The sequence below is a fragment of the Streptomyces sp. NPDC048297 genome, assembly GCF_043201585.1.
Classification (GTDB): domain Bacteria; phylum Actinomycetota; class Actinomycetes; order Streptomycetales; family Streptomycetaceae; genus Streptomyces.
In genome coordinates this window covers 154,159-176,795 of sequence record NZ_JBICZA010000013.1, presented here as the reverse complement: position 1 = coordinate 176,795, position 22,637 = coordinate 154,159, and the positions used below count along the sequence as shown (strand labels likewise).

Annotated in this window: 20 protein-coding genes and 1 pseudogene; 6 read left to right on the top strand and 15 right to left on the bottom strand. The window is 72.0% G+C overall.

The window, feature by feature from the left end; all coding sequences use genetic code 11:
• Positions 1–286: 286 nt before the first annotated feature.
• From ACGFYV_RS17110 to ACGFYV_RS17100, 3 genes are all read right to left on the bottom strand, one after another.
• Positions 287–1,156, bottom strand: a complete 870-nt coding sequence (locus ACGFYV_RS17110; protein ID WP_393879175.1) for a chaplin — start codon at positions 1,154–1,156, stop codon at positions 287–289.
• A 120-nt stretch (positions 1,157–1,276) separates the two neighbouring features.
• Positions 1,277–1,504, bottom strand: coding sequence for a chaplin (locus ACGFYV_RS17105; protein WP_393879230.1), 228 nt, complete (start codon positions 1,502–1,504; stop codon positions 1,277–1,279).
• A gap of 380 nt (positions 1,505–1,884) precedes the next feature.
• Complete coding sequence (locus tag ACGFYV_RS17100) at positions 1,885–2,283, bottom strand: rodlin (protein WP_393879174.1); 399 nt, start codon at positions 2,281–2,283, stop codon at positions 1,885–1,887.
• A 314-nt stretch (positions 2,284–2,597) separates the two neighbouring features.
• Between ACGFYV_RS17100 and ACGFYV_RS17095 the strand changes: the two genes are divergently transcribed.
• Together ACGFYV_RS17095 and ACGFYV_RS17090 are read left to right on the top strand one after the other, a co-directional pair.
• Positions 2,598–2,996, top strand: a complete 399-nt coding sequence (locus ACGFYV_RS17095) for a rodlin (RefSeq protein ID WP_393879173.1) — start codon at positions 2,598–2,600, stop codon at positions 2,994–2,996.
• A 282-nt stretch (positions 2,997–3,278) separates the two neighbouring features.
• Positions 3,279–3,677 carry a rodlin gene (locus ACGFYV_RS17090; RefSeq protein WP_393879172.1) on the top strand — a complete coding sequence of 133 codons (399 nt, stop codon included), beginning with the start codon at positions 3,279–3,281 and terminating at the stop codon, positions 3,675–3,677.
• 59 nt (positions 3,678–3,736) lie between these two features.
• Here the strand turns inward: ACGFYV_RS17090 and ACGFYV_RS17085 are convergent.
• From ACGFYV_RS17085 to iolC, 11 genes and pseudogenes are all read right to left on the bottom strand, one after another.
• Positions 3,737–4,462 (bottom strand): annotated as a pseudogene (locus ACGFYV_RS17085) (AMP-binding protein); the annotation flags it as partial.
• 68 nt (positions 4,463–4,530) lie between these two features.
• Positions 4,531–4,755: a hypothetical protein gene (locus ACGFYV_RS17080; protein WP_393879171.1), complete on the bottom strand. Its 225-nt coding sequence runs from the start codon at positions 4,753–4,755 to the stop codon at positions 4,531–4,533.
• A 125-nt stretch (positions 4,756–4,880) separates the two neighbouring features.
• Positions 4,881–6,422, bottom strand: a complete 1,542-nt coding sequence (locus ACGFYV_RS17075) for a von Willebrand factor type A domain-containing protein (RefSeq protein ID WP_393879170.1) — start codon at positions 6,420–6,422, stop codon at positions 4,881–4,883.
• A gap of 159 nt (positions 6,423–6,581) precedes the next feature.
• On the bottom strand, positions 6,582–7,454 hold the full coding sequence (locus tag ACGFYV_RS17070) for an ABC transporter permease (protein ID WP_393879169.1): 873 nt from the start codon (positions 7,452–7,454) through the stop codon (positions 6,582–6,584).
• A complete protein-coding gene (locus ACGFYV_RS17065) occupies positions 7,451–10,102 on the bottom strand; it encodes a CocE/NonD family hydrolase (protein ID WP_393879168.1) in 2,652 nt (883 codons plus the stop codon). Before ACGFYV_RS17065 ends, ACGFYV_RS17070 begins: the two co-directional genes overlap by 4 nt.
• 204 nt (positions 10,103–10,306) lie before the next feature.
• Positions 10,307–11,713, bottom strand: coding sequence for an APC family permease (locus ACGFYV_RS17060; protein WP_393879167.1), 1,407 nt, complete (start codon positions 11,711–11,713; stop codon positions 10,307–10,309).
• Between the two features lie 389 nt (positions 11,714–12,102).
• Positions 12,103–13,605, bottom strand: coding sequence for a CoA-acylating methylmalonate-semialdehyde dehydrogenase (gene mmsA, locus ACGFYV_RS17055; RefSeq protein ID WP_393879166.1), 1,503 nt, complete (start codon positions 13,603–13,605; stop codon positions 12,103–12,105).
• A 17-nt stretch (positions 13,606–13,622) separates the two neighbouring features.
• Entirely contained in the window at positions 13,623–15,509 is a 1,887-nt protein-coding gene (gene iolD / locus ACGFYV_RS17050) for a 3D-(3,5/4)-trihydroxycyclohexane-1,2-dione acylhydrolase (decyclizing) (protein ID WP_393879165.1), read from the bottom strand.
• Complete coding sequence (iolB, locus tag ACGFYV_RS17045) at positions 15,506–16,330, bottom strand: 5-deoxy-glucuronate isomerase (RefSeq protein WP_393879164.1); 825 nt, start codon at positions 16,328–16,330, stop codon at positions 15,506–15,508. The genes iolD and iolB overlap by 4 nt, the downstream gene beginning before the upstream one ends.
• Positions 16,331–16,337: 7 nt before the next feature.
• A complete protein-coding gene (locus tag ACGFYV_RS17040; RefSeq protein ID WP_393879163.1) occupies positions 16,338–17,270 on the bottom strand; it encodes a deoxyribose-phosphate aldolase in 933 nt (310 codons plus the stop codon).
• Between the two features lie 11 nt (positions 17,271–17,281).
• Positions 17,282–18,322 (bottom strand): 5-dehydro-2-deoxygluconokinase, encoded by a 1,041-nt coding sequence (iolC, locus tag ACGFYV_RS17035; protein WP_393879162.1) that lies wholly within the window; start codon positions 18,320–18,322, stop codon positions 17,282–17,284.
• A 151-nt stretch (positions 18,323–18,473) separates the two neighbouring features.
• On the opposite strand from iolC, the gene ACGFYV_RS17030 reads away from it, so the two are divergent.
• The 3 genes from ACGFYV_RS17030 to ACGFYV_RS17020 all read left to right on the top strand — a co-directional run bounded on the left by ACGFYV_RS17030 (position 18,474) and on the right by ACGFYV_RS17020 (position 20,473).
• On the top strand, positions 18,474–19,388 hold the full coding sequence (locus ACGFYV_RS17030; protein ID WP_393879161.1) for a sugar phosphate isomerase/epimerase family protein: 915 nt from the start codon (positions 18,474–18,476) through the stop codon (positions 19,386–19,388).
• 214 nt (positions 19,389–19,602) lie between these two features.
• Complete coding sequence (locus ACGFYV_RS17025) at positions 19,603–19,803, top strand: helix-turn-helix transcriptional regulator (RefSeq protein WP_393879160.1); 201 nt, start codon at positions 19,603–19,605, stop codon at positions 19,801–19,803.
• A 97-nt stretch (positions 19,804–19,900) separates the two neighbouring features.
• Positions 19,901–20,473: a GNAT family N-acetyltransferase gene (locus tag ACGFYV_RS17020; RefSeq protein WP_393879159.1), complete on the top strand. Its 573-nt coding sequence runs from the start codon at positions 19,901–19,903 to the stop codon at positions 20,471–20,473.
• Here the strand turns inward: ACGFYV_RS17020 and ACGFYV_RS17015 are convergent.
• The gene (locus tag ACGFYV_RS17015; protein ID WP_393879158.1) at positions 20,454–21,497 is read right to left on the bottom strand and encodes a zinc-dependent alcohol dehydrogenase family protein; all 1,044 of its coding nucleotides are present in this window, start codon (positions 21,495–21,497) and stop codon (positions 20,454–20,456) included. The two genes, ACGFYV_RS17020 and ACGFYV_RS17015, sit on opposite strands and share 20 nt — an antisense overlap.
• A 184-nt stretch (positions 21,498–21,681) precedes the next feature.
• Between ACGFYV_RS17015 and ACGFYV_RS17010 the strand changes: the two genes are divergently transcribed.
• Complete coding sequence (locus tag ACGFYV_RS17010) at positions 21,682–22,632, top strand: PrsW family intramembrane metalloprotease (protein ID WP_393879157.1); 951 nt, start codon at positions 21,682–21,684, stop codon at positions 22,630–22,632.
• The last annotated feature ends 5 nt before the right edge of the window (positions 22,633–22,637 follow it).

Below are 22,637 nucleotides of genomic sequence, written 5' to 3'. Positions count from 1 at the left end.
CTCTCATGCCTCGAACCGCCTTCCCGCCGCACGGTTCCCGTGATGGACACCCAGTCATATCTGTACGGGAACGGCCAGCGCGGTTAGGGCTTTCAGGTGGCCCGGCCCCCCGCACGGGTGAGGTTTGTTGCTCGCCGGAACGGCGTGGCGAGGTGCCGGACGCGGTGCGGGGCTGGAGGATGCGTTCGGCGCCGTGGGCAGCACGGCGCCGAAGTGCCGCCCGTGAGGGCGGAGTCGTATGGAGGACGGGGTGCCGGACCCTGGGTCCGGCACCCCGCACGGCACGTTACCGGTGGGCTCCGGCTCGGCCGCGCCGGTAGAGCAGGGCGCCGGCCGCGATCAGCGCGGCACTGGCGGCCGAGGTCGCGATCATGGCCTCCGCGTTACCACCGGTGTGCGGAAGGGTGGGCGGCGTCGTGTGCTCGCCCCCACCGGGAGGCGGGGTGGTCTCCTCGCCGCCGTAGGGAGGCGGGGTGGACGTATGAGTCGGGGGCGGAGTCGTCTCCTCACCACCGTACGGAGGCGGGGTGGACGTATGAGTCGGAGGCCGGGTGGTCTCCTCCCCGCCATACGGAGGCGGGGTGGACGTATGAGTCGGAGGCCGGGTGGTCTCCTCCCCGCCATACGGAGGCGGAGTGGACGTATGACTCGGAGGCCGGGTGGTCTCCTCCCCGCCGTACGGAGGCGGAGTGGACGTATGACTCGGAGGCCGGGTGGTCTCCTCCCCGCCGTACGGAGGCGGAGTGGACGTATGAGTCGGAGGCCGGGTGGTCTCCTCCCCGCCGTACGGAGGCGGAGTGGACGTATGACTCGGAGGCGGGGTCGTCTCCTCGCCACCGTACGGGGGCGGGAGTTCGTCGCCGTAGCCGGAGTCGCCGTACGTGTCGTCGTGGTGCGGCTTCGGCTTCGAACCGTGGACGTGCGCACAGGCGTTGCCGAACGCCGGGTTCAGCGCTGCCGCCGCGTCGACGGAGTTGCCGCAGACGTTGACCGGGACGTCCACCGGAACCTGGACGGAGTTACCGGACAACACACCGGGGGATCCCTGTGCGGCACCGTGCGCGCCCGAGTCGGCCAGCGCCTGGCTGCCGTACAAGGACAGCACGCTCGTCGCGGCGGCGGCCACGACGATGCCCTTGCTGAGGGTCTGTCGCAATTCGAGTTGTCTTCCTGCTCGAAGAAGTGGGAAGGCCGGCCTCGGAACGCTGAATCGAAGGATCGGCGATCCGAGGCCGGCCAGAACACAGCCGGTGGGCTGGTGCGTTGTGCTACACGGTCAGCTGCTGGCGCAACCGCCGCCGAACGCCGGGTTCAGCAGAGCGATGACGTCCACCGTGTCGCCGCAGGCGTTGACCGGAACGTGGATCGGGGCCTGGACGGTGTTGCCGGAGAGGACACCCGGGGAACCGACAGCGGCACCCTCGGCGCCGGAGTCGGCGAAGGCCGGGGCGGCAACGCCCAGGGCCATGATCGCGCCGGCGACGACAGCAGCGCTCTTCTTCATGAACTTTCCCTTCTCTGCGGTCATGTCCATTTGTCGGCCGCAACCGAGCGAGCACAGCTTGAACGGCTCGCACCATGACCAGCAGGCTGTAAAACGAGGGATAGACGGAAGAAGAAACTACGGAACACGCGTCGCCGGTCAATTCACTCGAACGCCTACATAGAATTGACACGTTGGCGCAATCGGCGGGCTCTGCGGGATCCGGCGGGATCCGGCGGGATTCGACAGGATCCGGCGGGATTCGGTGGAGAAGCGCTTCTTCGAGGATTCTGGACAGACTCCGGCGGACGGCCCCGCAAGACGACGAAGACCGCTCGGGCGGCGCGGATGACCCGCACGTCGCCCGAACGGTCTTCGGCCGGCCAGGACCGCCTGCCGCTCTAGCGGTTGGTGGACAGGACCGAGGCGTCGGACAGCAGGCCCGAGAGCGTCTCGTCGCCCTTGGCCTGCGTCGAGTCCTCGGCGCACTGCTGGTTCTGCGGGTTGGACAGGACCGGGATGTCCTGGACGCCGACGTTGACCGCCGCCAGGATCGACTGGGCCTGGGCCTTGGCCGGCAGACCGACACAGAGCTTGTTCAGCGAGCCCTGGACCAGCGACAGCTGCGGGCTCATGTTCCCGCCGGTCACGCTGTTGCCGAAGGCCTCCGTGGCTCCATTGCCGCTCGCCGAGGTGGTGCCCGTGTCGTTGTTGACGGCAAGCGCCTGCGGGGCCGCCGCCGCCGACATACCGACGAGGGACGCGGCGACCGCAGCCGCGGCCATTGCCTTCTTCAGCATTTCGCTTTCCTTTCCTGGCTTCTCACCAAGACTCATGTTCCTGCCCTGGCATCAACCCTGTCGGCACCGATTGGTTGCGGGGCGTCACTCGATCGGATCCTTCCGCGTCACGGAATCGACGGAATTCCCGAGCACCCCTCCGGCACTCCTGCGGCACTCCTTCGGCACTCCTTCGGCACTCCTTCGGCACTCCTCCGGGCGCGCCGCACGCCCCCGCGTGGGCCATTGGAGTGAACGGGAGCAACTCATCAGGGACATCGGCAGTTGATCCAGGACGCTCCGGTGGACGGGGTTTCTCCTGAAGGGAATTGCAAGTGATCAAGAAGGTTCTGGCCTCCGCCGCGGTCGCAGTCGCCGCTGTCGGCGCCTCCGCCGCCGTCGCGTCGCCCGCCCTGGCCGTCGACAACACCAACGGCACCACGACGTCCAGCGGCAACAACGCCTCGCAGGCGTTCGGCAACTCCGCCACGTACGGCAACATGAGCCCGCAGATCGGCCTCATCCAGGGCTCGTTCAACAAGCCCTGCATCGGCCTGCCGGCGAAGCTCAACGCCCAGTCGATCCTGGCCCTGGTCAACGTCGGCGTGCAGGACATCCCGGTCCTGTCGAACCCGCAGAACCAGCAGTGCACCGAGAACTCGACGCAGGCCAAGGGCGACGAGTCGCTCTCGCACCTGCTCGACCACCTCTCCGCGCTCTCCAGCAACGGCTGATCCAAAGATCCCCGGGCCCTTCGGGTCCCGTCCGACGGGCCGCCGTTTCCCGGCGGCCCGTCGGCGTGTCCGGGCGGCCCGTCGGCGTGTCCGGGCGGCACGTCGGCGTGTCCGGGCGCGCTCGCACGACGTCGGCGTTCGCACGACGGCCGGACGGGTGCTTGTGCGGTTGTCCGACCACGCTGACCCAAACGGGGTAAAGGCCGCAACCCCGGCGGCGTTTCGACCGTTGACGATCATGCAACTCCTCCCCGGAGTCCGCCTTTCGAAAGGGAAACAACAATGAAGAAGCTGTGGGCAACTGCGGCTGTCGCCGCCTCCGTCGCCGGTTTCGCTGGCATCGCCGCCCCCCAGGCGCTTGCCGTCAACAACGACACCGGCACGACCTCCCTCAGCGGCAATGACGCCACGCAGTCGTTCGGCAACTCGGCCACGAGTGGCGACCAGAGCCCGCAGCTGTCGCTGGTCCAGGGGTCGCTGAACAAGCCCTGTGTCGGTCTGCCCGCCAAGGTCCAGGCCCAGTCGATCGCCGCGCTCATCGCGAACGTCGGCGTCCAGGACATCCCGGTCCTGTCCAACCCGCAGAACCAGCAGTGCACCGAGAACTCGACGCAGGCCAAGGGCGACGAGACGCTCTCGCACCTCCTGTCGAACCTCTCCGCGCTGTCCAGCAACGGCTGAGCGAGTACCCCCGCGGCGGCGGGTCACCGGTTCTTCCGGTGACCCGCCGCCGTGTTTTCCTACCTCCGGTAGAGCCGTTCGATCTCCTCGGCGTACGCCGCCGTCACCGCGTGCCGTCTGACCTTCAGCGAGGGGGTCGGCAGCCCGTTCTCCTCGGTGAACTCCCCCTCCACCAGCGCGAAGGCGCGGATGGACTCGGCGCGGGAGACGGCCCGGTTGGCGTGGTCGACCGCCTTTCGCACCTCGGCGCGCAGTTCGTCGTCGCCGAGCAGCTCGGCCGACGGGGTGTCCAGGGGCCGCCCCCGCACCGTCAGCCAGTGGGCGACCGCCTCCGGGTCGAGGGTGATCAGCGCGGCGACGACGGGCCGGTTGTCGCCGACGACGACGCACTGGCCGACCGGCGCCCGGCTGCGCAGCCGGTCCTCCGGGACCGCCGGGGAGACGTTCTTGCCGCCGGAGGTGACGATGAGGTCCTTCTTGCGGCCGGTGATGGTGAGGTAGCCGTCCTCGTCGAGGGCGCCGAGGTCGCCGGTGGCCAACCAGTCGTCCGCCAGGACCGCGTCGGTCGCGGCCGGGTTGTTCCAGTACGCGCCGAAGACCACACCGCCCTTGATCAGCACCTCGCCGTCGTCGGCGATGCGGACGGACACGCCCGGGATCGGCAGGCCGACCGTGCCGGGGCGCGGGCGCAGCGGGGGTACGACGGTGGCGGCGGCGCTGGTCTCGGTCAGGCCGTAGCCCTCGTAGACGACGATGCCGGCCGCGAGGAAGAACAGGTTGAGGTCGGCGAAGGCGGCGGCCGTGACCGGCCGTCAGTCGCCCGCTTCGGTACGGCGGCGGCCGTGACCGGCCGTCAGTCGCCCGCTTCGGTACGGCGGCGGACGAGGACGGCGTCGGGGGTCTCGGCCGCGTGCGTGAAGGGCAGGTCGGCGAGGGAGCCGTGGGCGAGCGGGGGCGCGAGGGGGGCCGCCCGCACCTCGCTGACGGTGCCCTCCGCGTCCCTGACGATCTCCACCTCGGCACGCGCCGCCAGGTCGGTGCGCCGCCGTGCCCGCTTCAGATCCCTGCGTACGCCCATGACGGCTCCCGGTCGCGGATCGTGCCGACGTGCCGAACCTGTTTACAGGAGCGTCAACTTACTCAGAGGCAGGGAAAGGTCAATGGGGTGTGCCCGGTCCGCTCCTGGCCTGGTCGACCGGCGCGTCAGTCGGCGGAACGGGTGCCGCTCGCCTGCCGGACCGCGTCCGCGAGTGCCCGTACGTCCCGGTCCTCGGTGAGGTCGGCCAGGGTGGACGCGCGGGTGGCGAGGCGGGCCGGGCCCGGGGCGCCGGGCAGGGCGGGGCCGTGGTCCTCGCCGGTGCGGCGCAGGGCGTCGGCGAAGTAGGCGGCGACCGCGGTGACCTGGAAGCGGGGGCTCGTCTCCCACACGGAGTCGTGCAGGGCGCCGATCTCCAGTGCGCCGGACTCCTCGTGCGGGGCGCGGGTGGTGGGGTCGAGCCAGCGGACGGTGGCGGTGGCGAGGTGGCCGTCGGCGCCGGGCTTCGTGCGGACCGCGTACAGAGCGGTGACGGTGTGGCCGGGACCCACCTCGCCGCCGTCGACGTGGTCGTTGCGGAAGTCGTCGTCGGCGACCTTGCGGTCGTCGTAGCCGACGAGGCGGAAGTCGGCGACGGTGTGCGGGTCGAAGGCGACCTGGGCCTTGGCGTCGCGTGCGGTCAGCTCGATGTTGCGCGGGAGCTGCTCGCAGAAGACCGTGCGGGCCTGGCCGGTGTCGGAGACGTAGACGGCGTGGCCGTCGCCCTTGTCGGCGAGGCGTTCCATGAGGGCGCCGCCGTAGTCGCTGCCCACGCCGACGCCGAAGAGGGTGATGCCGTGCTCGCGGCGGGCGGTGTCGATGCGGTCGAGGATGGCGTCGGGGTCGGTCTCGCCGTCGTTGGCGAGGGCGTCGGAGACGAGGACGACCCGGTTGGTGGCGCCTTTGCGCAGGCCGTCGACGGCGGTGGCGTATCCCCGCTCGACGCCCTGGCCGAGGTTGGTGGAGCTCTGCGTCTCAAGGCTGTCGACGGCGTCGTGCACCTCGGCGCGGTGGCCGCCGAGCCGGGTCATGGGCAGCACGGTCTCGGCGCGGTCGCTGAAGGTGACGACGGCCACCGAGTCGTCGTCGCGCAGCCGGTCGGTCATGGTGTCCAGGGACCGCTTGGCGAGGTCGAGCCGGCCGGGTTCGGCCATGGAGCCGGAGACGTCGATGACGAAGGTGAGCGCGGCGGGCGGGCGTTCGTCGTCCGGCTGGGCGGCCCGGGTGGCGAGGCCGACGCGGACCAGCGACCAGTCCTTCCCGGTGGTGCGGGCGCCGTCCACGGTGACGGTGAAGCCGTCGCCGTCGGGCCGGCGGTAGTCCTGGCGGAAGCTGTTGACGAACTCCTCGGGCCGGACGGCCGCGGGGTCGGGGGTGCGGCCGTCGGCGAGGGTGCGCAGGGCGTAGGTGTAGGAGGCGGTGTCGACGTCGAGGGCGAAGGTGGACAGGTCGCTGCGCGGCGCGGCCGACGGCGAGTCCTGGCCGGTGCTCCCGCCGCGCTTGTCGCCGGGGGCGGGGGCCGGCGCGGGCAGACCGTGACGCTCGGCGCTGTCGCTGTGATCCGCCGTGCCACTCCCCGAGCAGGCCGTGAGCAGCAGGCCGCCCGTGGCCGTGAGGGCGAGCAGCGCCGCCCTCACCCGCCGTGCTCGCTGTGTCCCGTCCCGCTCCATCTCGCTGTCCCCCCAAGCCAGTTGGGGCCGCCTTCCGCGACCTCTCTGCCGACTGTGACGGCGCGGGGGTCCGGAACGTGCGCCCCGGGGTGTTGCGGATGCGTCTCGAACCGGCCACGGCGGCGGCCCGCCGAGACAGGTAGGTGATCCTCCGGTGACCTACGAGACGATGTCCTTGCGGGCGAAACCCCGGAAGGCCAGGGCGAACAGCACCAGGGCGTACGTCACGGAGATCGCGGTGCCCTGGATCATGCCGGACCACTCCAGCTGTGGCTGGACGGCGTCGGCCCAGGCGAACTGCCAGTGCGCGGGCAGGAAGTCGCGCCAGTGGCCGAGGGCGGTGACGGCGTCCAGGACGTTGCCGACGATGGTCAGGCCGACCGCGCCGCCGACCGCGCCGAGCGGGGCGTCTGTCCTGGTCGACAGCCAGAACGCCAGTCCTGCGGTGACCAGTTGGGACACGAAGATGTAGGCGACCACGACGGCCAGGCGCTGTGCGGCGGTGCCCGCGTCCAGTGCGCCGCCGGTCGGTATCTGCAGCGGGCCCCAGCCGTAGGCGGCCGTGCCGACCGCGAGGGCGACGACCGGCAGCAGCACCATCGCGGCGAGGCTCAGGGCGAGGCCCACGACGAGCTTGGACCACAGCAGCCGGGCTCTGGGCACGGGTGCGGCGAGCAGATAGCGCAGGGAGGACCAGCCGGCCTCGGAGGCGACCGTGTCCCCGCAGAACAGGGCGACCGGGATCACCAGCAGGAAGCCCGCCGAGACGAACAGGTTGACCGCGGCGAAGTTGGCGCCGGACGCGGTGGCCGTGTCCATCAGCGTCACCCGTCCGTCGCGCCCGGACGGGCTGCCGCCGATGGCGAACGCGATCAGCAGGACGAAGGGCAGCACGGCGAGGATCGCGCCCATGACCAGCGTGCGGCGCCGCCCCAGCTGGCGGACCAACTCCACGCGCAGCGGCAGGGTGCGGGCCGCGCGGTAGCCGCAGGCGGTCTCCATGGGCTCCGTGCGCTCGGCCAGCGTGCTCATGCGGAACCTCCGATCAGGGTGAGGAAGGCGTCTTCCAGGCGCCGGTGGGGGCCGACCGAGGCGACCGGCACCGCGAGCCGCACCAGTTCCACGACCAGCCCCTCGGCGGTGCCGCCGGGGTCGAGGCGGACCAGCAGCCCGTCCTCGGTGCGGACGGCGGAGGCGACGCCGGGCAGCGCGGCCACCTTGTCCACGACCGGCTCCTCCACAGGTGTGCCGGTGCCGACCAGCAGCGTGTCGCCGGAGCCCACGATGTCCTGGACCGGGCCCGCCTGGACCAGCCGGCCGCGGTCCATCACCACGAGGTGGGTGCAGGACTGCTCGACCTCGGCGAGGAGGTGGCTGGAGACGATGACCGTGCGGCCGGCGGCCGCGTACCGGATCATCACCTCGCGCATCTCGCGGATCTGGGGCGGGTCGAGACCGTTGGTGGGCTCGTCCAGGATGAGCAGGTCGGGCAGGCCGAGCATGGCCTGGGCGATGGCCAGGCGCTGGCGCATGCCCTGGGAGTAGGTGCGCACCGCGCGGGCGAGGGCGTCGCCGAGCCCGGCGATCTCCAGGGCCTCGTCCAGGTGGGCGTCCTCGGGCGGGCGGCCGGTGGCCCGCCAGTACAGCTCCAGGTTCTCCCTCCCGGACAGGTGCGGCAGGAAGCCCGCGCCCTCCACGAAGGCGCCGACCCTCGACAGTACGGGCGCGCCGGGCCGGACGGCGTGGCCGAAGACGCGGATCTCGCCGCCGTCGGGCGTGATCAGGCCCATCAGCATGCGCAGGGTGGTGGTCTTGCCCGCGCCGTTGGGGCCGAGCAGTCCGAGGACCTGGCCCTTCTCGACGCGGAAGGACAGCTCGCGCACCGCGTACCGGTCGGCGGACCGGGCGTACCGCTTGGTCAGGTCGCTGATCTGCAGCGGGACGTCGGCGAGGGCGGGGTCGGGCGCGGGGGCGGTGGTGCGGCGCCGGGCGGTGAGCAGCAGGGCGAGGGCGACGGCGGCACCGGCCAGGGGCAGCCACCACACCCAGGCGGGCAGCGGGGTCGCGGCGGTGGTGACGGCGGGGGCGGTCGGCACGCTGAGGTCGGACGTCAGGGAGACGGTGTACGTCGCCGGGGCGGCCGGTGAGGCGTAGCCGAGGTCGGTGGAGGCGAGGACCAGGCGGAGCCGGTGGCCCTTCTGCACCTCGTGGTCGATCGCCGGAAGGCTGATGGTGACGTCCTTGCCGGCCTCGGCGCCGGTGACGCGCAGGGGTGCGACGAGCTGGGAGGGGAGGACCTGCCGGGTGCCGTCGGGGCCGACGTCGTACACCTTGGCGAACAGGACGGCGTCCGCGCGCGTGGAGGTGATGCGGGCGGTCACGGTCGGGGAGCCGGTGATACGCAGGGCGGTGCGCAGGGGTGCGGAGTCGAACTTGGCGTACTGGCCGGGGAAGTCGAGGGAGACGCCGACGCCGAGCGCGGACAGCTGGGAGAGGCCACCGGCGCCGCCGAGGCCGGGCAGCGCGGAGACGCCGGGCGGGCTGGCGCCGGCCGGGTTGGCGAGGTGCTGCTCGCCGCCGGTGAGGGCCACGGCCTTCTGGTGGTCGTGCAGGCCGGGGTAGGCCGGGGCGCTCGCGCCGCGCAGCAGGGCGGCGCCGTCGGTGGAGTCGACGCCTCCGGTGCGGGTGACGCGGAAGGCGTGGCCGGTGCCGGTGGACCGGTCGCCCTTGAGGTAGCGGTCGAACCAGGCCTGTACCCGGTGCTCCACGCGGCCGGTCTCCATGTCGCCGCCGTCGTGTCCGCCCGCGATCCAGTCGACGTCGACGGGGGCGCCGTTCGCCCTGATCGCCTTCTGGGCGGCGTCGGACTGGGCGAGGGTGAACAGGGAGTCGGTCTGGCCCTGCACCAGCAGGGTGGGCACCTTGATGCGGTCGGCGACGGCGGACGGCGAGCGCTCCTGAAGGAGTTCGCGGGCGGCCTGGTCCGGGGTGCCGGACTCGGCGACCCGGTCGTACATCCGGCACAGCTCCGCCTCGAACCGGGCGCAGCCGCCGCCGCTGTTGAAGAAGACGCCGGCCCACAGCTTCTTGAACACGCCGTCCGGGAACAGGGCGTCGGCGAGGTTCCAGTAGGTGAGGGCGGGGGCGATGGCGTCGACCCGCCGGTCGTGTCCGGCGGCGAGCAGGGAGATCGCGCCGCCGTAGGAGCCGCCGGCCACGCCGACGCGCGGGTCGCCGGGCCGGTCGAGCCGGACCTGCGGCTGCTTCGCCAGCCAGTCGATGAGCCGGGAGACGTCGGCGACCTCGTGCTTCGGGTCGTTCAGGCCGATCTTTCCGGTGGAGTGGCCGAAGCCGCGCGCGGACCAGGTGAGCACCGCGTATCCGCCGCGGGCGAGGTCCTCGGCCTGCCGGCGCATGTCGTCCTTGCTGCCGCCGAAGCCGTGTCCCAGCAGGACGGCGGGGCGGCGGCCGGTGGCGGCGCCGGTGAAGTAGGAGGTGTCGATGCGGGTGCCGTCGGCCATGGTCATGATCCGGTCGCTGCGGTGCACCGGCGGCGCGTCGTCGGAGGCGACGGCCGTCCAGGTGCCCGCACCGGCGAGCACCACGACAGCGGCCGCGGCGGCGATCAGCCGGCGCGGCCCCTTCAGCAGCCCGCGCAGCGCGGGCCTTCGAAGATCCATGCCCTCAACGGTACGGGCCGCCACCGACAACGGATGCGGCCACCGGTCTGAACCCGCCCCATCCCTGGGTACTACGGCTCCCGCGCCACGTACTTCGGACGCGGTACGCGGTACGCGGCAGGTGGTACGCGAGGCGCCCGGAACGACATCGCCCTTGCCACCTGTGACAGGCGGCAAGGGCGACGGGGATCAAGACCGGGACGGTCAGGCGTCCGTGTCCTCCGGGACGGAGACCAGCCAGCGGGTCTCGCGGCGCGGGCGGAGGTAGAAGAACCAGTAGAGGGTGGCGACGGCGGTGATGCCGCCGGTCCACACCAGGTAGACCGTCTCCTGCTGGGTGAGGATGTAGGCGAGGACCACGATCAGCAGGATCGGCATCGCGGGCCACAGCGGCATCCGCCAGGCCGGGGTGTGCTTGTGGGAGCCGCGGCGGGACAGCAGGGCGGCGACCGCGACCAGCAGGTACATGCCGGTCACCGAGACGCCGGTGACGCCGTAGAGGGTGTCCAGGTTGACGAAGCAGAGCAGGGCGCCGGGGACGCCGACCGCGAGCGTGGCGACCCAGGGGGAGCCGAAGCGGCCGAGCTTGGAGAAGACGTTGTTGACCGGGCCGGGCCAGGCCTTGTCGCGGGCGGAGGCGAACAGGACGCGGGAGTTCTGGATGACCATGACGATGCCCGCGTTGATGATCGCGAGGGCCACGCACAGGCTCACGAAGGTGCCGACGGCGGAGTTGGACCAGGCGATCACCATCGAGCTGAGGTCACCGCCGGTCAGCGCCTTGAGGTCGGAGGCGCCCAGGGTGATGGCGACGACCGGCACCAGGATGATCACCGAGGAGATCGCGAGGGTGGCGAGGACCGTGCGGGCGACGTTGCGGCGCGGGTTCTCCAGTTCCTCGGAGAGGTAGACGGCGGTCGAGAAGCCCTGGGTGGCGAAGAGGGCGATGGCGAGTCCGGAGATGACGAGCATGGCCGTCACGGAGTCGGTGTGACCGGCCGAGTCGGCCACCTGCATGGAGACGAGGCTGCCCATCCCGCGCTGGCTGTGCGTGAAGCCCAGCATCGCGACGACGCCGGCGGCGATGACCTCCAGGACCAGGAAGATGCCGGTGATCCAGGCGTTGGCGCGCAGGTCGAGCAGGCCGGCGAGAGTGGCCAGCAGCATCACTCCCGCGCCGGTCATCGCGGGGTCGAGGTGCACGACGGGTGCCAGGTAGTCCGCCGTGCCCATCGCGATCACCGGGGGCACGATCATGACGACCAGCAGGGAGAGCACGAAGACCAGCCAGCCCGCGAGCCGTCCGGCCATCGTCGACACCATGGCGTACTCGCCGCCCGCGCTGGGGATGAGGGTGCCCAGCTCGGAGTAGCAGAACGCCACGGCGATGCACAGGAGGGAGCCGATGGCGATCGTCAGGGCGGTGGCGGTGCCGAGGGAACCGAAGAGGTCGGGGACGACCACGAAGAGCGTGGAGGCGGGCGTGACGCACGAGAGCGTCAGCAGAGTGCCTCCGACGACGCCGATGGAACGCTTGAGCTTCCGAGGGCCGTCAGAGCCCGCGGGGGCATCGATGACGGCTGTTTCGACAGGGCGGAGCGTGTCGGTCATGCGGCGGTGTTCCGATCGACTGGTGCGTGAGGGTGGTGGTCGGGAGCGCTATCGCCTCCGGCGGATCGTCGTACGTCGTCTCGTCGGCTCCCGGCGCTGCCTAGAGAACCCCGACGAAAACCATTGCGTCAATGGCCATTTACCTTCGGAATCCGCACCCGCGATACGACCTACGTCACATAACTTTCCCAGGCCATGAAGCCCTATTGGTGCATCCATCAAGCCCGTACCAGATGTGACCTTGTTTTCAAAGGTCATCTAGCGGTAACCCCTTCGTCACCCGTTTCATCCCGCCGAAACGAGAACCGAAGGTAAGGCGTCAAAAAAATGTCAGGCCGTCCGGAATCCGAACGGCCTGACAAGGACGGTGGGTGAGGCTCAGATCACCGTCAGTGGTTGCGCGGGAAGCCGAGGTCCACGCCCGCGGGGGCCTCGGACGGGTCGGGCCAGCGGGTGGTGACGACCTTGCCGCGGGTGTAGAAGTGCGTGCCGTCGTTGCCGTAGATGTGGTGGTCGCCGAAGAGCGAGTCCTTCCAGCCACCGAAGGAGTGGTAGCCCACGGGCACCGGGATCGGCACGTTCACGCCGACCATGCCGGCCTCGATCTCCAGCTGGAAGCGGCGGGCGGCGCCGCCGTCCCGGGTGAAGATCGCGGTGCCGTTGCCGAACGGCGAGGCGTTGATGAGGGCGACACCCTCCTCGTACGTGTCGACGCGCAGGACGCACAGCACCGGGCCGAAGATCTCGTCCTGGTAGGCCTTCGCGCTGGTCGGCACCTTGTCGAGCAGGGAGATGCCGACCCAGTGGCCGTCCTCGAAGCCCTCGACCGTGTAGCCGGTGCCGTCCAGGACGACCTCGCAGCCCTCGGCCGCCGCGCCCTCGACGTAGGAGGCCACCTTGTCGCGGTGGACCTTCGTGATGAGCGGGCCCATCTCGGACGTCGGGTCGTTGCCGGGGCCGATCTTGATCTTCTCGGCGCGCTCGCGGATCTTCTCCACCAGCTCGTCGCCGATGGCGCCGACCGCGACGACCGCGGAGATGGCCATGCAGCGCTCGCCCGCGGAGCCGTAGGCGGCCGAGACGGCGGCGTCGGCGGCGGCGTCCAGGTCGGCGTCCGGCAGGACCAGCATGTGGTTCTTGGCGCCGCCGAGGGCCTGCACGCGCTTGCCGTGCGCGGAGGCGGTGGTGTGGATGTAGCGCGCGATCGGGGTCGAGCCGACGAAGGAGACGGCCTTGACGTCCGGGTGCTCCAGGAGGCGGTCGACGGCCACCTTGTCGCCGTGGACCACGTTGAAGACGCCGTCGGGCAGGCCGGCCTCGGCGAGCAGCTCGGCGATCCTCATCGCCGCCGACGGGTCCTTCTCGGACGGCTTCAGGACGAAGGTGTTGCCGGTCGCGATGGCGATCGGGAACATCCACATCGGGACCATCGCCGGGAAGTTGAACGGCGTGATGCCGGCGACCACACCGAGCGGCTGGCGGATGGACGCCACGTCGACGCGGTTCGCGACCTGCGTGGACAGCTCGCCCTTCAGCTGGACGTTGATGCCGCAGGCCAGGTCGACGATCTCCAGGCCGCGCGCGACCTCGCCGAGCGCGTCGGAGTGCACCTTGCCGTGCTCGGCGGTGATCAGCTCGGCGATCTCGTCGCGGTGGGCGTCGAGCAGCGCGCGGAACTTGAACAGGATGGTCGTGCGCTGGGCCAGCGAGGACTGGCCCCAGGTCAGGTAGGCGTCCTTGGCCGCGGCGACGGCCGCGTCCACCTCGTCGGCCGACGCGAACGCGACCTTGGTGGTGACCGCGCCGGTCGCCGGGTCCGTGACCGGCCCGTACGTGCCCGACGCGCCGTCGACGGCCTTGCCGCCGATCCAGTGGTTGACGATCTTCGTCATGCCCTGAGACTCCTTAACTACAGATGGCGGCGTCGGGTCGAGACGTGCCGTTCGTACAGCTCACGGGCCTTGACCGCCGACGGTCGGGTCGCGGTCTCGGCCACAGGAACATCCCACCAGGCCTGCGCGACGGGCGCGCCCGACACAGTGTCGGACGTTTCGGTCTCCACGTAGACACATGTGGGAGTCGTGGCGGCGCGCGCCTCGGCGAGCGCCGCGCGCAGTTCGTCCACGGTCGCCGCGCGCAGCACCCGCATGCCGAGGCTGGCCGCGTTGGCGGCGAGGTCGACGGGCAGCGGGGCGCCGGTGAGGGTGCCGTCGGCGGCGGGGTAGCGGTAGGCGGTGCCGAACCGCTCGCCGCCCACCGACTCCGACAGTCCGCCGATCGAGGCGTACCCGTGGTTCTGCACCAGCAGGACCTTGATGGCGACGCCCTCCTGGACGGCGGTCACGATCTCCGTCGGCATCATCAGGTACGTGCCGTCGCCGACCAGCGCCCACACGTTCCGCTCGGGCGCGGCGAGCTTCACGCCGATCGCGGCGGGGATCTCGTAGCCCATGCAGGAGTAGCCGTACTCCAGGTGGTACTGGTCGGCGGACCGGGTCCGCCACAGTTTGTGCAGGTCGCCGGGGAGCGAGCCGGCCGCGTTGACGATGATGTCGGACTCGTCCACCAGGGCGTCGAGGGCGCCGACGACCTGCGGCTGGGTCGGCCGTGCGCCGCCGTCGAGCGCCTCGTAGGCGGCGTCGACGCGCCGCTCCCAGCGCTCCTTGCCCTCGGTGTACCCGGTGACGTACGTGTCGGCGACCCGGTGCCCGTGCATCACCAGCGCCTCGGTCAGCTCGCCCAGGGCGCTGCGGGCGTCGGCGACCAGCGGGAGGCCGGCCAGTTTGTGGCCGTCGAAGGGCGCGATGTTGAGGTTGAGGAAGCGGACGTCCGGGTTCCCGAAGAGGGTGCCGGAGGCGGTGGTGAAGTCGGTGTAGCGGGTGCCCACCCCGATCACCAGGTCCGCGGTGCGGGCCAGCTCGTCGGCGGTCGCGGTGCCGGTGTGGCCGATGCCGCCGACGTCCTGCGGATGGTCGTGGCGCAGGGAGCCCTTGCCGGCCTGGGTGGAGGCGACGGGGATCCCGGTGGCGCGGGCGAACTCGGCGAGGGCCTCCTCGGCGCGGCTGTGGTGGACCCCGCCGCCCGCGACGACCAGCGGCCGGCGCGCGGCCCTGACCGCCCGGACGGCCTCGGCCAGTTCCGCGGGGTCCGCGCCCGGCCTGCGTACGGTCCACACGCGCCCGGCGAAGAACTCCTCGGGCCAGTCGTACGCCTCGGCCTGCACGTCCTGCGGCAGGGCGAGGGTCACCGCGCCGGTCTCCACCGGGTCGGTGAGGACCCGCATGGCCTGGAGGGCGGCGGGGATCAGGGCTTCCGGGCGGGTGATCCGGTCGAAGTAGCGGGAGACCGGGCGCAGGGTGTCGTTGACCGAGATGTCGCCGGCGTAGGGCACCTCCAGCTGCTGGAGGACCGGGTCGGCGGGGCGGGTGGCGAAGACGTCGCCGGGCAGCAGCAGGACCGGGAGGTGGTTGACGGTCGCGAGGGCGGCGCCGGTGACGAGGTTGGTCGCGCCGGGGCCGATGGAGGTCGTCACGGCGTGCGTGGACAGGCGGTGGGACTGGCGGGCGTGGCCGACGGCCGCGTGCACCATGGCCTGTTCGTTGCGGCCCTGGTGATACGGCATCAGGTCGCCGTACTCGACCAGCGCCTGGCCGAGCCCGGCCACGTTGCCGTGCCCGAAGATGCCCCAGGTGGCGCCGATCAGCCGCTGCCGTACGCCGTCGCGTTCCGTGTACTGGGCGGCGAGGAAGCGGACGAGCGCCTGTGCGACGGTGAGCCTCGTCGTCGAGGTCGTCATGAGTACCTCTCCGCGCTTTCGACGTGATCGGGGTGGAAGCGGATCCGCCACTCCCGGGTCTCCCCCGGGCCAGCCATGACGTTCAGGTAGTACATGTCGTGTCCGGGCTGGGCGATGGAGGGGCCGTGCCAGCCGTCGGGGACGAGCACGGTGTCGCCGGAGCGGACCTCGGCGAGGACGTCGGTGCCGCCCTCCCGCGAGGGGGACACCCGCTGGTAGCCGAGCCCGTGCGGGCCCTCGATCTCGAAGTGGTAGATCTCCTCCAGCTCGGACTCCTCGCCCGGCCGGTGCTCGTCGTGCTTGTGCGGCGGGTACGAGGACCAGTTGCCGCCGGGGGTGACGACCTCGACGGCGATGAGCCTGTCGCAGTCGAAGGCGTCGGCCGCGGCGAAGCCCCGCACCTGGCGGGCGCAGGTGCCGCTGCCGCGCTGTTCGACGGGGACCTCCGGCGCGGGGCCGTAGCGGGCGGGGAGTCGTCGCTCGCACTTCGCTCCTGCCAGGGCGAAGCGGCCTCCCGCGCCGGAGGCGATCTGGACCCGGGCGTCCCGGGGTGCGTACGCGAAGTCGGAGACCCCCGCGAACACGCTTTCCCTGCCCAGGAGTTGGAACTCGCTTCCCTCAGTTTGTACGGTACATCCGCCTTCCAGCGGAAGGACGATCCATTCACTGTCCCCGGTGGTGAACGTATGGCTGCCGCCGGGCACCAGCTCGACGACGCGCAGGCCGCAGTATGTCCAGCCGGCCAACTCGGGGTCGATGTCGACGGCGTACCGGGCGTTCGCGGTGGAGCCCTGCGGCAGGTACGGATCGGTGCTGGTCATGCGGCCCTCACAGCAGTCCTGCGGCGGTGTCCACGGCGGCGGCCACGTCGCCGTCCGCCGGGTACAGCAGCGAGCGGCCGACCACCAGGCCGCGCACGGTGGGGAGTCGGAGCGCGCCGCGCCACTTCTCGTAGGCGGCGGCCTGTTCCCCGGGGGAGTCGCCGATGTCACCGCCGAGCAGCACGGCGGGCAGCGTGGAGGTCTCCATGACCTGGGCCATGTCGTCGGGGTTCTCGGTGACGGGCACCTTCAGCCAGGTGTAGGCCGAGGAGCCGCCGAGGCCGGAGGCGATGGCGATGGACCGGGTGACCGCGTCGGCCGACAGGTCGTTGCGCAGGCCCCCGTCGGCGGTGCGGTGGCTGATGAACGGCTCCACGAAGACGGGCAGCCGGCGCGCGGCCATGTCGTCGATGGCGCGGGCGGTGGACTCCAGGGTGGTCAGGGAGCCCGGGTCGTCGTAGTCGATGCGCAGCAGCAGCTTGCCCGCGTCGAAGCCGAGCCGCTGGATGTCCTCGGGGCGGTGGCCGGTGAAGCGGTCGTCCAGTTCGAAGCGCGCCCCTTGCAGGCCGCCGCGGTTCATGGAGCCCATGACGACCTTGTGGTCGAGGGCGCCGAGCAGGAGCAGGTCGTCGAGGATGTCGGCGGTGGCGAGGACGCCGTCGACGCCGGGCCGCGACAGCGCGAGGCACAGCCGTTCCAGCAGGTCGGCGCGGTTGGCCATGGCGAGCCCCCGGTCGCCGACGCCGAGCGCGCCGCGGGCCGGGTGGTCGGCGGCGACGATCAGCAGCCGGCCCCTCTCGTCGAGCAGCGGGCGCCGGGCGCGGCGCGTGGCGGCCTCGGCGACGGCTTCGGGGTGCCGGGTGCGGATCCGGACCAGCTCGGTGACGTCCACGCGGGAGCGCCGGCCGGCGTCGCCGCCCTCGGTGTGCGTGCCCGCCACGCGCCCCGCCCTCACAGCACCGCTCCGGCGTCGAGCGCGGCGGCCACCTCGTCGGGGGTGGGCATCGCGGAGGAGCACTCCAGGCGGGAGGCGACGATGGCGCCCGCCGCGTTCGCGTACCGCATGATCGTCTCCAGGTCCCAGCCGGACAGCAGGCCGTGGCAGAGGGAGCCGCCGAAGGCGTCGCCGGCGCCGAGTCCGTTGAGGACCTTGACCGGGAGCGGCGGGACCTCGGCGGACTCGCCCGCGCTGTTCACGGCGAGGACGCCCTTGGGCCCCTGCTTGACGACGGCGAGTTCCACCCCGGCGTCGAGGAGGGCGCGGGCGGCGGCGTGGGGTTCGCGGATCCCGGTGGCGACCTCCACCTCGTCCAGGTTGCCGACGGCCACGGTGGCGTGGCGCAGGGCCTCGGCGTAGAGGGGGCGGGCGCGGTCGGTCCCGCGCCGGAAGCCGCTGCCGTCGCCGCGCCGGAAGCCGCTGCCGTCGCCGGGGCGGGAGCCACTGTCGTCGCCGGGGCGGGGGGCGTCGCCGGTCCAGAACATGGGGCGCCAGTCGAGGTCGAAGACCGTGGTGCCGGACCTGGCGCGGTGGGCGAGGGCGGCGAGGGTCGCCGTACGGCTCGGCTCCTCGCTCAGGCCGGTGCCGGTGACCCAGAAGACACGGGCGTCCCGGACGGCGTCCAGGTCCAGCTCGGCGGCGTCGATCTCCAGGTCGGGCGCCTTGGGCTGCCGGTAGAAGTAGAGCGGGAAGTCGTCCGGCGGGAAGATCTCGCAGAAGGTGACCGGCGTGGGCAGGCCGGGGACCGGGGTGACCCAGCGGTCGTCGACGCCGAAGCCGCTCAGGGCCTCGTGCAGATAGACGCCGAACGGGTCATCGCCCGTACGGGTGATCACGGCGGTGTTCCGGCCGAGCCGGGCCGCGGCGACCGCGACGTTCGTCGCCGACCCGCCGAGGAACTTGCCGAAGGACGTCACCCGGGCGAGCGGGACCCCCGTCTGCAGCGGATAGAGGTCAACTCCGATCCGCCCCATGGTGATCAGGTCGTACGCCATCGGCTTCCCTTCTGCGCTGTCCGGTTCGCCCCTCGGGGCGCGCGGCCCTCCCCGGAGTTCTAGTCCTGCCCGCGGACCCCTGTCAATATTTTGTCCGGACATTCGGACGAGACCTTGACACCGCTTTCCGGGGCGCCGCACGCTGACCGCCATGACCTCGTTGTCACCCTCCTCACTCTCCCGTATCCGGATCGGATCGGCGCCCGACTCCTGGGGCGTGTGGTTCCCCGACGACCCCCGGCAGGTCCCCTGGCAGCGCTTCCTCGACGAGGTGGCGGACTGCGGCTACGAGTGGATCGAGCTGGGCCCTTACGGCTATCTGCCGACCGACCCGGCCGTGCTCACCGAGGAGACCGCGCGGCGCGGCCTGAAGGTGTCGGCCGGCACGGTCTTCACCGGCCTGCACCACGGCAGCGCCGTCTGGGACGAGACCTGGGCGCACATCTCGGCCATCGCCGCCCTCACCCGCGCGACGGGCGCCCGCCACCTGGTCGTGATCCCCTCCTTCTGGCGGGACGACAAGACGGGCCGGGTGCTGGAGCCGTCCGGACTGACCGCCGGGCAGTGGCGCGACCTCACCTCGCTGACCGAGCGGCTCGGGCGGGAGGTGCGGGAGCGGTACGGCCTGACGATCGTCGTCCACCCGCACGCCGACACCCACATCGACAGCGAGGAGAACGTCACCCGCTTCCTGGACGGCACCGACCCCGACCTGGTGTCGCTGTGCCTGGACACCGGGCACTACGCCTACTGCGGCGGGGACAGCGTGAAGCTGATCGAGACCTACGGCGAGCGGATCGGCTATCTGCACCTCAAGCAGGTGGACCCGGAGATCCTGGCCGACGTGCGCGCCAAGGGCACGCCGTTCGGCCCGGCCGTCGCCCAGGGCGTGATGTGCGAGCCGCCATCCGGCGTGCCGGAGCTGGGGCCGGTACTGGAGGCGGCTCAGCGTCTGGGAGTCGATCTGTTCGGGATCGTCGAGCAGGACATGTACCCCTGTGAGCCGGACGCTCCGCTGCCGATCGCCCGGCGGACCCGGGCGTTTCTCCGCTCGTGCGGGGCGTAGGGGTGCCTTTCGGCAGGGGTGTCACAAAAGTGACTCTCTTGTCACAGATGTCACGCGTACGCGGCCTCTGTGTCACATCCGCTCGACAGCTGTAGTCCTGCGGTCACTCTGTGTCGTTTCACCGGGCACAGGCTTGGTGATCGCCAGCGCAGCGCCCGGCTCCCCCGACGGCCGTTCCCGGCCGCCCCCGCGGCGCTGCAGGGAGGTGCAGCGCATGACCGACCGCAGGCTCTGGTCCTACAAGGAGATCGCGGCGCACATCCGGGTGCAGCCCGACACCGTACGGTCCTACCGCAAGCACGGTTTGCTGCCGCCGCCCGACCACGTGGAGAGAGGAAAGCCCTACTGGTACGCGGACACCGTCCGTGCCTGGGTCGCCTCCCGGCCGGGCAACCGCGGCCGCAGGGACGACTGAACGCCGAAACGCCGGAACGCCCGAACGCCGGCGCTTCCGCTTCCGGCCGCGGAAAACCACCTGTGCCCCACCGTCCGCGTGGGGCACAGTGCTGTCCATGGCGACCATGGACTTCTCCGTCAAACCCGTTCTGACCGGCGAGCGGACGGTGCTGCGCCCCTTCACCGCGGCCGACGCCGAGCCGATGTGGGAGATCATCGGCGACCCCGAGGTCGTCCGCTTCACCTACGAGCCGGACACCGACCTCACCCCGGAGCGGGTGCGCGTCCACTACGCCGAGCGCACCGCCGGACCCGACCGGCTGGACCTCGCCGTCACCGATCCCGCGACCGGTGAACTCCTCGGTGAGGTCGTCCTGTACGAGGTCGACCGGGAGGCCCGCAGCTGCGTCTTCCGCACTCTGATCGGGCCGCGCGGCCGGGGCCGGGGCGTCGGTACCGAGGCGACCCGGCTGATCGTCGGATACGGCTTCGAGCAACTCGGCTTGCACCGCGTCGAGTTGCAGGTCTACGGCCACAACGCGCGGGCCCGGCGGGTCTACGAGAAGGCCGGGTTCGTGGTCGAGGGCGTACGGCGCGAGGTGTCGCGGCGGGACGGTGAGTGGGCGGACGAGGTGATCATGTCGATGCTGGACCGGGAGTGGGGTGCCCTCAGCTCCACGGCTCGATGACCGTGACCCCGGCGCCCGGTGCCGTACCCATCGCGGCGAGGGCCGCCGGGGCGGCGTCGAGCGTGATCGTCCGCGTCACGAGGAGGTCGGGGCGCAGGGCCCCGGAGCCGACCAGTTCCAGCATGCCCGGATAGGCGTGGGCGGCCATGCCGTGGCTGCCGAGGAGTTCGAGTTCCAGGGCGATGGCGCGGGCCATCGGGACGGGGGTGGTGCCGTCGGGCGAGGGCAGCAGGCCCACCTGGACGTGCCGGCCGCGGCGGCGCAGGGAGCCGACGGAGGCCGCGCAGGTGACGGGCGAGCCGAGGGCGTCGAGCGAGAGGTGGGCGCCACCGCCGGTCAGTTCGCGGACGGCCGCCGCGGTGTCGGGCACACCGCTGGCGTCCAGGCACTGCGCGGCGCCGAAGGTCCGGGCCAGTTCCAGAGCCCGGGGCGACACGTCGACGGCGACCACCCGGGCCCCGGAGGCCGCCGCGATCATCACGGCCGACAGTCCGACCCCGCCGCAGCCGTGCACCGCGACCCACTCCCCCGCCGCGACCCGGCCCTGCCGCACCACCGCGCGGAAGGCGGTGGCGAAGCGGCAGCCGAGGGCGGCGGCGGTGGCGTAGGCCATCTCGTCCGGGATCGCGACGAGGTTCACGTCGGCGTGGTCCAGGGCGACGAACTCGGCGAAGGAACCCCAGTGGTGGAAGCCGGGCTGGGTCTGGCGCTCGCACACCTGCTGGTCGCCGGCCGCGCAGGACGGGCAGCTGCCGCAGGCGCAGATGAAGGGCACGGTGACCCGGTCGCCGGGCCGCCATCCGCTCACCCGGTCGCCCACCGCCTCGACGACACCGGCGAGTTCGTGTCCGGGCACGTGCGGGAGGGTGATGTCCGGGTCGTGGCCCATCCAGCCGTGCCAGTCGCTGCGGCACAGCCCGGTCGCCTCGACCCTGACCACGACCCCGTGCCCGGCGGGCCCCGGGTCGGGCACCTCCCGCACCTCGGCGGGCTTCCCGTACCGCTCGAACACCACAGCTCTCATGATCCCCAGCTTCCCAGAAGAGACCGGCGCCCGCGGGACGGGTGAGCGGCTCGGAAACGCCCGGCCCCACGGGGTGCGCCAGACGGGCCCCGCGGCGTGCGCCGGACTGCGACAAAGGGTGTATCTGCATAGGGTGCGGGATGAATCGCCCACCAGGAGTCCGACGAGTCGAGGGGGACCCGACGTGACCCACTCCCCGCCGCCCGGCGCACCCAGGGCCCGCATCCCGGGCCCGCAGCAGCCTGCGCCGCCGTACCCGCGCATCGGCGCGGGCCTGTGGCGCCGCTGCCTGGGCGGCGGGCTCGCCCTGTGGGCGCTGACCGCGCTGGTGACGTACGCGACGGCGAGCACCACGCTGGTGCCGACCCTGATCCTGCTGGGCAGCTTCCTCGTCCCCGTCGTCTTCGTCCTGTGGGCGTACGAGCGACACGGCCGCGACCTGGGCGTCAGCGCGATCCTCGGCTGCTTCCTGACCGGCGGCACGCTCGGCGTGCTCGGCGCCTCGGTGATGGAGTCGTACCTGCTGCGCCCCTCCCCCGGCGTGTTCGTCGGCGTCGGACTGGTGGAGGAGGCGGCCAAGGCCGGCGCGCTGGTGTTCGTGCTGCGCCGGCAGCCGGCCATCCGCGGCAGGCGGGCCGGGCTGGTGCTGGGTGCGGCCGTCGGCCTCGGCTTCGCCGCGCTGGAGAGCGCCGGGTACGCCTTCGACGCGGCCGTGACCGTCGACGGCGTCGATCTGCGGGCCCTGCTGGAGACGGAGTTCCTGCGGGGGCTGCTCACCCCCTTCGGGCACGGCCTGTGGACGGCGATCACGGGCTGTGTCCTGCTGTCCCACCGCCGGCCGAGCGGGCGCTTCCGCTTCCCGCCGCCGGTGCTCGCCGCCGGTGTCGGCGTCGCCCTGCTGCACGCCCTGTGGGACTCCACGCACGGCATCGCGCTGTGGCTGGTGACCCGGCTGACCGAGCCGGGCGCGGCGGCGGAGCTGTTCGCGCAGGGGTACCTCACCCGGCCCAGCGTGCTGCAGGAACATCTCTTCACGCTCTTCTCGGTCGGCGGCCTGATGATCGTCGCCGTGCTCGGCATCGGCTGGACACGGTCGCTGGCACACCGGGACACCTCTTGGCGTAATACCCCCTAGGGGTA

What these genes read in the sequence shown, in the direction of transcription:
- ACGFYV_RS17105 (WP_393879230.1), bottom strand. Translation starts at nt 1,504, where the DNA reads ATGAAGAAGAGCGCTGCTGTCGTCGCCGGCGCGATCATGGCCCTGGGC.
- ACGFYV_RS17100 (WP_393879174.1), bottom strand. Translation starts at nt 2,283, where the DNA reads ATGCTGAAGAAGGCAATGGCCGCGGCTGCGGTCGCCGCGTCCCTCGTC.
- ACGFYV_RS17090 (WP_393879172.1), top strand. Translation starts at nt 3,279, where the DNA reads ATGAAGAAGCTGTGGGCAACTGCGGCTGTCGCCGCCTCCGTCGCCGGT.
- ACGFYV_RS17080 (WP_393879171.1), bottom strand. Translation starts at nt 4,755, where the DNA reads ATGGGCGTACGCAGGGATCTGAAGCGGGCACGGCGGCGCACCGACCTG.
- ACGFYV_RS17075 (WP_393879170.1), bottom strand. Translation starts at nt 6,422, where the DNA reads ATGGAGCGGGACGGGACACAGCGAGCACGGCGGGTGAGGGCGGCGCTG.
- ACGFYV_RS17070 (WP_393879169.1), bottom strand. Translation starts at nt 7,454, where the DNA reads ATGAGCACGCTGGCCGAGCGCACGGAGCCCATGGAGACCGCCTGCGGC.
- ACGFYV_RS17065 (WP_393879168.1), bottom strand. Translation starts at nt 10,102, where the DNA reads ATGGATCTTCGAAGGCCCGCGCTGCGCGGGCTGCTGAAGGGGCCGCGC.
- ACGFYV_RS17060 (WP_393879167.1), bottom strand. Translation starts at nt 11,713, where the DNA reads ATGACCGACACGCTCCGCCCTGTCGAAACAGCCGTCATCGATGCCCCC.
- mmsA (WP_393879166.1), bottom strand. Translation starts at nt 13,605, where the DNA reads ATGACGAAGATCGTCAACCACTGGATCGGCGGCAAGGCCGTCGACGGC.
- iolD (WP_393879165.1), bottom strand. Translation starts at nt 15,509, where the DNA reads ATGACGACCTCGACGACGAGGCTCACCGTCGCACAGGCGCTCGTCCGC.
- iolB (WP_393879164.1), bottom strand. Translation starts at nt 16,330, where the DNA reads ATGACCAGCACCGATCCGTACCTGCCGCAGGGCTCCACCGCGAACGCC.
- iolC (WP_393879162.1), bottom strand. Translation starts at nt 18,322, where the DNA reads ATGGCGTACGACCTGATCACCATGGGGCGGATCGGAGTTGACCTCTAT.
- ACGFYV_RS17030 (WP_393879161.1), top strand. Translation starts at nt 18,474, where the DNA reads ATGACCTCGTTGTCACCCTCCTCACTCTCCCGTATCCGGATCGGATCG.
- ACGFYV_RS17025 (WP_393879160.1), top strand. Translation starts at nt 19,603, where the DNA reads ATGACCGACCGCAGGCTCTGGTCCTACAAGGAGATCGCGGCGCACATC.
- ACGFYV_RS17020 (WP_393879159.1), top strand. Translation starts at nt 19,901, where the DNA reads ATGGCGACCATGGACTTCTCCGTCAAACCCGTTCTGACCGGCGAGCGG.
- ACGFYV_RS17015 (WP_393879158.1), bottom strand. Translation starts at nt 21,497, where the DNA reads ATGAGAGCTGTGGTGTTCGAGCGGTACGGGAAGCCCGCCGAGGTGCGG.